12 protein-coding genes and 1 pseudogene are annotated in these 10,700 nt (G+C 68.4%); 7 read left to right on the plus strand and 6 right to left on the minus strand.

Annotated elements, in window-relative coordinates; translation table 11 throughout:
• Positions 1 to 251 precede the first annotated feature (251 nt).
• The 3 genes from VG296_RS21840 to VG296_RS21850 are packed head-to-tail and all read right to left on the minus strand — an operon-like array spanning position 252 to position 1,656.
• Positions 252 to 851, minus strand: a complete 600-nt coding sequence (locus tag VG296_RS21840) for a dihydrofolate reductase family protein (protein ID WP_325568496.1) — start codon at positions 849 to 851, stop codon at positions 252 to 254.
• A complete protein-coding gene (locus VG296_RS21845; RefSeq protein ID WP_325568498.1) occupies positions 848 to 1,315 on the minus strand; it encodes an SRPBCC family protein in 468 nt (155 codons plus the stop codon). Before VG296_RS21845 ends, VG296_RS21840 begins: the two co-directional genes overlap by 4 nt.
• On the minus strand, positions 1,312 to 1,656 hold the full coding sequence (locus tag VG296_RS21850; protein WP_325568500.1) for a metalloregulator ArsR/SmtB family transcription factor: 345 nt from the start codon (positions 1,654 to 1,656) through the stop codon (positions 1,312 to 1,314). The genes VG296_RS21845 and VG296_RS21850 overlap by 4 nt, the downstream gene beginning before the upstream one ends.
• 516 nt (positions 1,657 to 2,172) lie before the next feature.
• Here VG296_RS21850 and VG296_RS21855 point away from each other — a divergent pair.
• Positions 2,173 to 2,520 carry a metalloregulator ArsR/SmtB family transcription factor gene (locus VG296_RS21855; RefSeq protein WP_325568502.1) on the plus strand — a complete coding sequence of 116 codons (348 nt, stop codon included), beginning with the start codon at positions 2,173 to 2,175 and terminating at the stop codon, positions 2,518 to 2,520.
• Between the two features lie 28 nt (positions 2,521 to 2,548).
• Here the strand turns inward: VG296_RS21855 and VG296_RS21860 are convergent.
• Positions 2,549 to 2,752: pseudogene (locus tag VG296_RS21860) on the minus strand (formate hydrogenase); the annotation flags it as partial.
• 253 nt (positions 2,753 to 3,005) lie between these two features.
• Here VG296_RS21860 and VG296_RS21865 point away from each other — a divergent pair.
• The gene (locus VG296_RS21865) at positions 3,006 to 3,200 is read left to right on the plus strand and encodes a sigma 54 modulation/S30EA ribosomal C-terminal domain-containing protein (protein ID WP_325568520.1); all 195 of its coding nucleotides are present in this window, start codon (positions 3,006 to 3,008) and stop codon (positions 3,198 to 3,200) included.
• A gap of 185 nt (positions 3,201 to 3,385) precedes the next feature.
• Here the strand turns inward: VG296_RS21865 and acs are convergent, their stop codons facing one another.
• Together acs and VG296_RS21875 are read right to left on the minus strand one after the other, a co-directional pair.
• Entirely contained in the window at positions 3,386 to 5,503 is a 2,118-nt protein-coding gene (gene acs / locus VG296_RS21870; protein WP_325568506.1) for an acetate--CoA ligase, read from the minus strand.
• Positions 5,500 to 5,847, minus strand: coding sequence for a hypothetical protein (locus tag VG296_RS21875; protein ID WP_325568508.1), 348 nt, complete (start codon positions 5,845 to 5,847; stop codon positions 5,500 to 5,502). The genes acs and VG296_RS21875 overlap by 4 nt, the downstream gene beginning before the upstream one ends.
• Before the next feature lie 209 nt (positions 5,848 to 6,056).
• On the opposite strand from VG296_RS21875, the gene VG296_RS21880 reads away from it, so the two are divergent.
• From VG296_RS21880 to VG296_RS21900, 5 genes are all read left to right on the plus strand, one after another.
• Positions 6,057 to 6,653: a cation transporter gene (locus VG296_RS21880; RefSeq protein ID WP_325568510.1), complete on the plus strand. Its 597-nt coding sequence runs from the start codon at positions 6,057 to 6,059 to the stop codon at positions 6,651 to 6,653.
• A gap of 182 nt (positions 6,654 to 6,835) precedes the next feature.
• Complete coding sequence (locus VG296_RS21885) at positions 6,836 to 7,054, plus strand: hypothetical protein (RefSeq protein WP_325568512.1); 219 nt, start codon at positions 6,836 to 6,838, stop codon at positions 7,052 to 7,054.
• Between the two features lie 442 nt (positions 7,055 to 7,496).
• On the plus strand, positions 7,497 to 8,186 hold the full coding sequence (locus tag VG296_RS21890; protein ID WP_325568514.1) for a phosphatase PAP2 family protein: 690 nt from the start codon (positions 7,497 to 7,499) through the stop codon (positions 8,184 to 8,186).
• A gap of 86 nt (positions 8,187 to 8,272) precedes the next feature.
• Positions 8,273 to 8,716: a BlaI/MecI/CopY family transcriptional regulator gene (locus VG296_RS21895; RefSeq protein ID WP_325568516.1), complete on the plus strand. Its 444-nt coding sequence runs from the start codon at positions 8,273 to 8,275 to the stop codon at positions 8,714 to 8,716.
• Positions 8,717 to 8,719: 3 nt separating this feature from the next.
• Positions 8,720 to 9,676, plus strand: coding sequence for a M56 family metallopeptidase (locus tag VG296_RS21900; RefSeq protein ID WP_325568518.1), 957 nt, complete (start codon positions 8,720 to 8,722; stop codon positions 9,674 to 9,676).
• Positions 9,677 to 10,700 lie beyond the last annotated feature (1,024 nt).

A 10,700-nucleotide genomic window follows, 5' to 3' on the forward strand; every position in this document is an offset into this window, starting at 1 on the left:
AGGCAATGGAGCGGATGCCCCACCTGTTCTTCGATGACCACGAGAGTGGCCGGGCAGTCTACTTCGCCGCCGCTTCGACGGGCATTACGCCCTGGCGCTGATGAGCCTCTTTGATTTTCCCCAGTTCGTGCTCACCGTGCAGGCCGGATCTGCTCGATGGATCTCCCCAGGCTTTGAGTGGGGCTCCCTGCCGAAATGTGTCCGGCTGGGCGCTCGCCGCATGTGCGGACCGGTACGAGCCTTCGGTCGGCTCAGGTGATCACCCGGTATGAGAGGTGGTGGGCCGAGGGGGTGGACACGATGTCGATCTGCTCCAGCCGAAGCCTTTTCGCGTCGTGTGCCGGGAACAGCCTCGTCCCGCCGCCGAGCACGATCGGTGAGAGATGGATGTTCAGGATGTCCGCCAAGTCCGCGGCGAGGAACTCGTAACAGACCGCACCGCCGCCCATGACCACGACGTCCTTCTCGCCTGCCGCCGCGCGGGCCTGGTCCAGGGCGCTGCGCAGCCCGTCGGTGACGAAGGTGAAGCGGTCGCCGAGCCGCCAGGTCTGCGGTGCCTGGTGGGTGAGCACGAACACCGGTGGTGGCGCGTTGCGGTCCGCACCGTAGCCGATCGATTCGTTCCAGCCGTGCGGGGCGTCGACGACGTCGAACAACCGGCGGCCCATGATCACGGCGCCGGTGCGTGCGGTCATGTCGTCGAGGATCTCGCCGTCCTCGGGCGCGCCGGAGAACACCCAGGCGTGCAGCGGCTCGCCGTTGACGCCGAGCCCGTGGTCGACGTCCGCGCCGGGCGCGGTCACGTATCCGTCGAGCGACATCGTGATATCGACGATCACTTGGCCGGTCATCGTGCCAGCACCTCCTCCAGGCGCTGCATCGACTCGCGCAGGCCGTGCTCCATGCCGCTGGCGATCATCGCGTCGCGGTGCTCGACGCTCGTGTAAATGCTGCGGCCGTGCACCCGGGTGCGGCCACCGACAAGGTCTTCGAACGTCGTCGTGTCCAGGCTGACCTGGTTCGGCGCGCCGTCGTATTCGAATGTCTGGATGATCAGCTCGTCTGGGATCACGTTGTGGAAGACGCCGCGGAAGCCGTACTCGCCGTGCTCGTCGGCGTGGCTGTAGTGGTAGCTGCCGCCGGGTTTTGCGTCGAACTCGAACAGCTTCATCGTCAGGCCCCGCGGGCCGAGCCACTGCGCCACCAGTTCGGGGTCGGTCCACGCCCGGAACACCCGCTCGCGGCGCGCGTCGAACTCGCGGACTACCTCGATAAACGGGGTCCCGGGCCGGGCGGTGATCGTGGTCTCGTTCATTTCTCCTGCTCCTCCATGGTGTCCAGGACCGCGTCGAGTCTGCGGTAGCGCCGCTCGATCTCCAGCCGGTATGTGTCGATCCAGCTGGTCAGCTCCTCTAACGCGGCCGCGTTCAGGTGGCAGGGACGCCGCTGGGCGTCCTTGCTGCGGGTGATCAGGCCCGCCACCTCCAACACGTGGATGTGCCGGGAGACCGCCTGCTTGGTGATCGTGAAAGGTGCGGCGAGTTCGTTAACGGTCGCGTCGCCGCGAGAGAGGCGGGCGACGAGCGCGCGCCGGACGGGATCGCCGAGCGCGGTGAACGCGCGGTCCAGTCGTTCCTCCGTGTCGTCAACCGCCATGCTTATCAACTACTCCCTTTATCAATTGATACGTTGACTATAGGCGCGTCTGTGGGCGGCCGTCAACAGTCTCGAGACGTGATCAGGCCAGTCGTGGAACGCCGGCTCGGTCGCCGAACACTGACCTGGCGGGCCACGTCGTGGTTGGTGTCGATCCGGCCGCGTTTTCTGTCTGTCGCTGTCTGCTTGCGAGCGTGGCGGGCGTCAGCCTCGCGTCGCTGAGAGACGAGCCGGGAGTTCTCCGATAGGCATTCAACAAAGTGGTGCGCATCCGGAGCAGCACCGGCATCCGCCGGACACGGCGCGGCGGGCACGTGAGCCACGCCGCGCGCCGCGGCGTGGCGATGGGTGGTGGCCCGGCGTAGCGGTTGAAGAACTCTTCAGTTTGCTACATGATGGAACTGCTTCACGGGCGCGGGAGCGGCCGGAACCGGCCGGAGTCGGGGGCGCCGGGCGCCGGGAAGGGTCGCGCGCACCGTGCCGGGCCTCGCGCTGGTGGCTGGAGAGGTGGTAGCGGTGTCGGTACCGTTGTATCAGGCGAAGGCGGAGTTCTTCCGCACTCTCGCGCATCCGGTGCGCATCCGGGTCCTGGAGCTGTTGTGCGAGGGGCCGAAGGCGGTGCGCGACCTGCTCGCCGAGATCGAGATCGAGGCCTCCAGCCTCTCCCAGCAGCTCGCCGTGCTGCGCCGCTACGGGATCGTGACCGCGACCCGGGAGGGCTCGACCGTCGTCTACGCGCTCGCGGGGGCGGATGTGTCCGAGTTGATGCTCGCCGCGCGCCGGATCCTGACCGACCTTTTGACCGATCGGCGCGAACTGCTCGCCGAACTGCAGGCGCCGACCAGCCCGGGGGAAGGCGGGTAGGCTGCGCCACCGGCGCGGCGGCTGGCGGCTAGAGGTCGTTGCCGGCGTAGGAGAGGTTGAAGCTCTTGTTGGCCAGGGGGAAGTCCGGGACGATCGCTCCTTGGAGGGCGACCGGGAGGGCGGGCCAGTTCAGGAATGAGGGGTCGACGATTTTCACGCGGTCCAGGGTTCCGTCGGGGGCGGTCTCGATGCGGTGCACGATGGTGCCGCGCCAGCCTTCTGCGATGCCGATGTCGGTGGCGTGGTTGTGCAGGCGTTCGAGTTCGAGCAGCAGGGCGCGGCGGCCTCGGCGCGCTGGGGCACGGTGATGCCGGCAGCGTCCTCGACGGCGCGGGCGTAGGCCAGGGCGTGGCCGAGAGCGGTGTCGCCGCTCAATCTATCGAGGCGGACCACTCGGCTACCGCGTCGCGTTTGTCCGGCGGACCGCGCCACCGCACACCGCCGACCTGCCCCTGGTCGCGGACACGAAGGCGGCGCCGGAGTTGGTGCCCGCCGCGGCCGCCGCGCGCCTGGACACGACGCTGCTGCCGTTCCTGCTGTTCGCCGACCCCGCCACCGGCCAAGCCCGCCTGCTCTACCGACGCTATGACGGCGACTACAGCCTCCTGATCCCGATGAACGATGCCGCGACCAACCACGGTGTCGAGCGCGCGAACAGCCTTGACGATGCCGCCGCCTGAACCGGGGCTGACCGACCTGGGCCCACCGGAGCTCGCCAACTACCTGGTGCGCCACCGGCGAGATCTGGCCCGGATGCTCCCGCACGAGAACTGCCCCGGGCTCAGCCTCGGTCTGGGCATCCGCAACTCAAGCCGAGCCCGGTTGGGGCGCGACGGATTCCAAACGAGCCCGAGCATCGGCGGGCTTATTCAACGCTGCCGAAGGCCTGGATCTCGGCGATCTGCTCGGGGGTCAGTTCGATCGGGCTCTGGCCGCGTTCGAGCTTCGCGGCCTGGACCTTGTGTTGGATGGACTCGACGATCTCCGGGTTGGCCAGGGTGGTGACGTCGCCGATGTCGGTGAAGTTGGAGACCGCGGCGATCACCCGGCGCATGATCTTGCCGGATCGGGTCTTGGGCATGTCCGGGACGATCCACACGTTCTTCGGCCGGGCGATCTTGCCGATCTCCCGCTCGATCGCGGCGGTGACCTTCGCCTCGATCTCATCGACTGCCGGGGTAAGTCCCGGCTTGAGCGCGACGTACATCTCCACCGCCCGGCCGCGCAGCTCGTCGATGACCGGGACCGCGGCGGCCTCCGCGATCTCCTCAACGGTCAGGGTCGCCGATTCCAGCTCCTTGGTGCCCAGCCGGTGCCCGGCCACGTTGATCACGTCGTCGACGCGGCCGAGGATCCGGAAGTAGCCGTCGGCGGCTTGGACCGCGCCGTCGCCGGCCAGATACGGCCAGTCAAGCCAGTCGGTGGACTTCGGGTCGCGGTTGTACTTGGCGTAGTACGTCTGCACGAACCGCTCCGGCTGACCCCAGATGGTCTCGAAGATGCCGGGCCACGGGTTGCGGATGCAGATGTTGCCCGCCTTGCCGGACCCGGCCGGGACCTCCTCGCCGTTCTCGTCGTAGATCACCGGGTGGATGCCCAGCACGCCGGGGCCGCAGCTGCCCGGCTTCATCGGCTGGAGCGCCGGCATGGTCGAGCCGAGGAAACCGCCGTTCTCGGTCTGCCACCACGTGTCCACGATCACCGCCTGGCCCTTGCCGACCACCTGGTGGTACCAGCGCCACACCTCCGGCTCGATCGGCTCGCCCACCGTGGTCATGTGCTTGAACCGGTAGTCGTACTTCGCGGGCTCGTCCGGCCCCAGCTTCCGCAGCATCCTGATCGTGGTCGGCGCGGTGTGGAACGTGGTGACACCCAGACGTTCGGCGATCCGCCACGGCCGGCCGGGATCCGGATAGGTGGGTGCGCCCTCGTACATCACGGACGTCGTGCCCAGGGAGAGCGGGCCGTAGACGATGTAGGAGTGCCCGGTGATCCAGCCGATGTCGGCGAAGCACCAGTACGTGTCGTCCGGGTGGATGTCCTGGTAGTACTTCGAGGTCCCGGCGACATACGCCAGGTAGCCGCCGGTGGAGTGCTGGCAGCCCTTGGGCTTGCCGGTGGTCCCGGAGGTGTACATCAGAAACAGCGGCGCCTCGGCCGGCATCGAGACCGGATCGACCAGCGCGTCGCGGTACTCGGGCAGGATCTCGTCGACGAAGAAGTCGCGGCCCTCGACCATGGGCGTTTTCGAGCTGTAGACGCCGGGGTGCCGCCGCCACACCAGGACCTTTTCGATCTCCACGCCCTGCTCGCGCGCGGTCGCGACCGCCTCGTCGGCCTTGGCCTTGTGGTCGATCAGCTCGCCGCCGCGGTAGTAGCCGTCGATCGTCACCAGGATCTTGCTGCCGGAATCCGCGATCCGCCCGCCGCACGCGGGGCCGGAGAACCCTCCGAACACCTCGGAGTGGATCACGCCGAGCCGGGCGCAGGCGAGCATCGAGACCGGCAACTCCGGCACCATCGGCAGGTGGAAGGTGACCCGGTCGCCGGTTTCCACCCCGGCGAAACCCTTGAGCAGCGCCGCGAACTCGTTGACCCGTCGCCACAGCTCCCGATACGTGATCGCCGCGGTCGCCTCGGTCTCCGGTTCCGGGACCCAGATCAGCGCCGCCTGGTTCGCGCGGGACGGCAGGTGCCGGTCGACGCAGTTGACGCAGGCGTTCAGGCGTCCGCCGACGAACCACTTCCAGAACGGCGGATTGGACGTGTCCAAGGTGGTGTGCCAGTAGGCGTCCCAGTCCAGCAGGTCCGCGTACTCCTTGAAGCACTCCGGAAAGTTCTCCAGCGAGAACCGGTCGAACAATCCCGGATCGGTGCCGTTGGCCTGCGCGATGAAGGAGGCGGGCGGGTAGAAGTACTCCTCCTCCCGCCAGTGCACCGCGATCTGGGCCTCGGAAGGCTGCTGCACGGACTCGGTGGTCATGGCCAGGCTCCGTTTCTCCAGATCGTTGAGGATGCGCCCGGGCTCTCGGCGCCGCGGCGGGCCAGCAGATTAGAGCAGATCCCGAAGTCGTAGAGCGCGGCGGCCACCTGGCAGCGACGGCGGAAGACCGCAGCGTCACCCGCGGCCAAGGAATCCCAGCACCACGCCTCGACGATCGGCACAGCGCGTTCCAGAACCCACGAGAGATCATCGACCGGACCCGACTGCGCCTCGCGACTCAGCGCCGTCACGGCATTTTCCGCCCCACGGCAACACGGCGCCACGCGCTGCGCCCACTCCAGGAGCAGCAGCACCTCGCCGCGCAGGTACTCCGTGGTCATCACGCCGCCGAACGTCCAAAGGTGTTCCGAGTGTATCTCCGCGCCTACCCACTGTCATCGGTCGTGGGGGCGGGGTATCCGGCGCATGTTGACGGGTCGTCGCCGAGGGGATCGGGTCCGACCCGTCGGGCTCGATAACAGAGTCGATCATGCCGATGGGCCCGGTTCGACCAGGGCGTGGGGTGTCCAATTCAGCGTGGCATGATCTGCCGGTGACCACTGCTCCCGACCGCATGCGCCCGGCACTGCTCAAGCGAGGCTTCACCTTGGAATACACCACACTGGCATGGAATGTGGTGGGCGTGGTGGTCCTCGTGATCGCTGCGATCAGCGCGCGTTCGGTGGCTTTGGCCGGGTTCGGTCTGGACTCGCTGGTGGAGATCGGCGCGTCCATTGTGGTTGTCTGGGAGCTGGCCGGCCGTGGCGAGGAGCGGCAGCGCCGAGCACTGAGCCTGATCGGCGCCGCGTTCGTCGTTCTGGCGCTCTATCTGCTCGTGCAGTCCACGATCGTGCTCTCGATCGGGTACCACCCGAAGCACTCGGTCCTCGGCATCGCGTGGACGGCGGTGACCGCGGCGGTGATGTTCGCGCTCGCTGCGGGTAAGGCGCGCACCGGCGCCGCACTCGAGAACCCGGTTCTCAAGACCGAGGGCAGGGTCACCCTCGTCGACGGGATCCTCGCCGTGGCCGTGCTGGTCGGATTGGTCCTGAACATCGGCCTGGGCTGGTGGTGGGCCGACCCGCTGGCGGGATACGTGCTGGTGTACTACGCGGCGCGCGAGGCTCGGCACATCTTGTCCGAACACTAGGGACAGCACGGCGCAGCGCGTGGTTCACGCGCTGCGCCCGGGCCCCTTCTCAGCCAGCGCGTCGCGCAGGATACTGACGTGCCCTGACATCCTCGGCCCAGGGCACCGCCCGGTACATCACGCCCGGGGAGCACGGCTATGCGCTGCACGTCCTGAACTTCGCCCTGCTCTTCCTGCTCCTGGTGCTCATCCCGTTCCGGCGCGGGGAGCGCTGGGCGTGGTTCGCCTGCTGGGCCGTGCTGATCGCGACGATCGGATACAGCGTCACGACCGCCGCACACGACCACACACTGCTGGTGCGCAGCCTGATCGCGGACATCGGCGTGCCGGTGTTGCTGCTAATCTCCGCCCGCGCTTTCTTCGCCCGCACCGCGGCAGCGATGACGCCGGACCTAGGATGAGTGTGAGAGCGCGCGGGTGAGCAGTACATAGATGCCCAGGCCGACCAGGGCGAGCGCGTGCCGGCTCGATCAGCAGCACCGCGAACAGTGGCGGCCGCGTGCGGCCCCGCCGCACTCAGCAGCGAGTTCGCGGAGAACGGATCCACTGCGCCTGCCTCACGGTCGGTCCGCGCCAAGATTTCTTCTATGCGCGTGTAGTAGTTCTGCGATACGGAGCAGCCCGGGGTCCACGGGCCGGTGACTGCGGCGCAGTCTGCCACAGAACCCCGCGACCTGCGTGGTTCACTCGGAAGACACTCGGCATTCGCCTGGCCACCCGCGTTCGTCTACACTCGGGCCAACTTCTACATCCTTGTAGTTGCCCTGGTGCGCGCTGCCCTCGCCCGCACCGAGTGCCCGGGAAGTGCACGAGACCCGCCGCGAGAAGAGACGACCGAAGCCCATGATCCTTGCGCTCGCCGCCCCTGCCGCCTCCACGGTCACCACCGCCGACGACGGCTGGTACCGCTCGATCACCGCATTCGCCCAGCACACCGCCTGGCTGCAGGGCCCCATGACGCTCTACACGAGCGCCTCGTTCGGCCTGCTCGCCCTGATCGCGCTCTACGCCTGGTGGACGGCGCGCGCCCGCACCGACCGGGCGGCGACGGCCGCCGTGGCGTGGCTCGGGATCGGCACCGTGATCGCGATCGGCTGCGGGCTCGGCCTCAAGCAGGTCTTCCACGAGTCCAGGCCCTGCCTCGCCATCCACGTGGCCACGGTCCAGGCCTGCCCCGGGCTGACCGACTATTCCTTCCCGTCCGACCACACCACCGTGGCCGTCGCCCTCGCGGCCGGGCTGTGGCTGGTCGACCGCCGGCTCGGCGTTGCCGCGGCGGTGCTCGCCCTGCTCGAAGGCTTCTCCCGGGTCTACCTCGGACAGCACTACCCGCACGACGTGGCCGCCGCGATCTTCCTCAGCACTCTGATCGTGCTCGGCGGCTGGCTCCTGGTCCGCCGCCCGCTCATCCGCCTCGTCCGGGCGCTGGAGTCCACGCCCTTGCGCCCGTTGCTCACGGCCGCGCCGAAGCCCCCGGCCGCCGCCTCCGGGCGCCCCTCCGCCGAGGTCATTGAGCCTGAACGGAGCCGGTGACCGAACCCGGGCCGGGAAATCTACAATTGCGTAGAGTTGCCGAGCCCTGAGCCACTCGATGGCCTCCGATCGGAATGGAGCGGCGGATGACGTCAGCGCGCAAGGTGCGGCGCGATCCGGGCGCACGCGCGCCGCGCCGCGCCCCCGGAACCCTCGAAGCAGCCGTCCTCGACGTGCTGTGGGAGGCGGGCGAACCGCTCCACCCCGCCCAGGTGCGCGAACGGCTGATCGCACATGGCGAAACCGGGTCGGACGAGCCCGCGTACACCACGGTCGTCACGATCCTGACCCGGCTGTACGAGAAGAACGCGCTCACCCGCGAACGCGACGGACGCGCCTACCGCTACGCGCCGGCGGCCGACGAGGCGGGCCTGGCCGCCCGGCGGCTCTCGGCCATGCTCGACGCCGCCAGAGACCGGCGCGCGGTGCTCTCCAGGTTCGTCAAGGACCTGTCAGATAACGACGAACAACTGCTGCGCACCGTCCTCGACACCCGCGAGACGCCCGCCACCGAGGGCGGACAGGGATAGTCCGTGCGCATATTCGTCTATCTCACCCTCCTCTTCCCGCTGGCCGCGGTGCCGCTGGCCAGGGCGGCCACCGCACGCCTGCACCCGCGCTACGCCACCTGGCTGCTCGCACTCGCCGCGGTCATCCTCGCCGCCACGAGCTGCGGCGCCCTCGGCCTGCTCGCGATGGCCGCGCTCGTGCGCGTCCCCATCCTCGCCCACCTTGGGCACTGGTCCACCGCAGTCGTCGCCAGCGGCGACTCGACCTCAGGCAGTATCGCGCTGGCCGCGGGCATCCTGTTCGGTACTGCTCTGCTGGCGAGCACGACGTTCGTCGTTCTCCGCGCCCAAGCCCTGCTCGACGCCTTCCGCCACGCCCGCCATCTGCCCGGCGACCAGAACCTCGTCATCACCCCGGACGCGGCGGCCGACGCCTACACCGTTCCCGGACGTCCCGGTCGCATCGTGGTCTCCACCGGCATGCTCGACGCACTCGACGAGCCCGGACGCCGGGCCCTGCTCGCCCACGAACACGCCCACCTGACCGGACGTCACTACATCTACACCACCGCCGCCCGCCTGGCCGCGGTCGCCAACCCGCTGCTGCGCCCCCTTGCCGGAGCGGTCGACTACACCGTTGAACGCTGGTCAGACGAGTACGCCGCCCGAGACCTCGGCGACCGCCGCCAGGTCGCCACCGCCATCGCCACGGCAGCCATCGCGGCCAAGCACACCCGGCCCCGCCGCAGCGGACTGCTCGCCCTCGGAGCCGTCTTCAGCCGTGACGCAGGGATGCCGCTTGCCGGCGCGGGCCCGGTCCCCCGCCGCGTCGCCGCCCTGCTCGCCCCCGCCCCACGCACCAGTGCACTGATACTCGCCGCCTGCCTCGCCCTACTCGCTCTCGCCGGCGCCTGCGCCCTCGAAGCCGCCAACGACCTGCAAGACCTGCTCTCCCTCGCGCACGCCGCCGTCGACCGATAACCAGGCCGCGTCCCAACGCGTATCTCGGCTTCGCTCTTGCCCACTGGGCGAGCGAACAGCTCCCGAGGAACAGCGTTTACTATGCCAAAACTCGCCACCGCCTTTGACCCGGTACTTCACCGAGCCTTTCAGACAGCCCTCTGATACTCGTTGATGATGCCCCATAGAGCCTGCGGAGATTGACCGTGTCGACATGGAAGAAGTCTGTGGCCAACAAACCGTCGGCCTGGGTACTCAGGAATGTTTTCCGTGACGGGTCGGCGCGCACCCGCGGCGGGGCCGGCGCCAGGAGGCGGCGTATCGTGCCGAGCCCATACCCCTAATAATTCTGACCCGCGGGAATGCGCCTGACAGGGACTCAGATCTACCCGACAAAACGAACAAATGTGGTCAAATTAAGCGTCCGAGAGGCGAATCGTTATTTGCGTGAAAGCAAGTTCACGCCGTTTTCCGCCGTCATCTGTCTCGATCCGATCGCTCCCGTGTCGGACCGTGCCATCTCGTAGCTACTCGCCCTACGGATCTACTACCAGCGTGTCATCCAGCGGCGAGTCGCGGCTATCGCTCGATCGAGTGAAGCTCGGCGAGCTCTGCCCCCCGGAGCGACGTCTCGCCCGTTGTGCATCGTTATGCATTGAGCGCGGGCATAGGCCAGCGCTCACGACTCCGGCCCAGAACTCGGCGAGTCGGCTCAGCCGATCGCGATGGCGACGTCGGCCAGCGTCCGAGCGCATCGACAAGGGCGCCGGGGTGCCGAGGTGAGGCGTGTGCAACGGGTGGCGACGCCGGGCGCCGTGGTTGAGTGCCGGGGGCAGCACTCCGATATTCCCGTGGCGTCTGGCCGGGGTTGCGATACGGTGGTGCCTGTTCCGAGCAGGGACACAGAGGCTTGACATCATCGGTGCGCAGGTTGCGGATACTTCGTGGCATAGTCCGGCCGACGAGGCCGGCGCGGTTCGAATCCGCACCGCGACCGCCTTGAACTCGGTGATGTCAGATAACTTCATACTCGCACCTCCTGGTG

The organism is Actinospica sp. (genome assembly GCF_035552695.1).
Lineage (GTDB): Bacteria > Actinomycetota > Actinomycetes > Streptomycetales > Catenulisporaceae > Actinospica.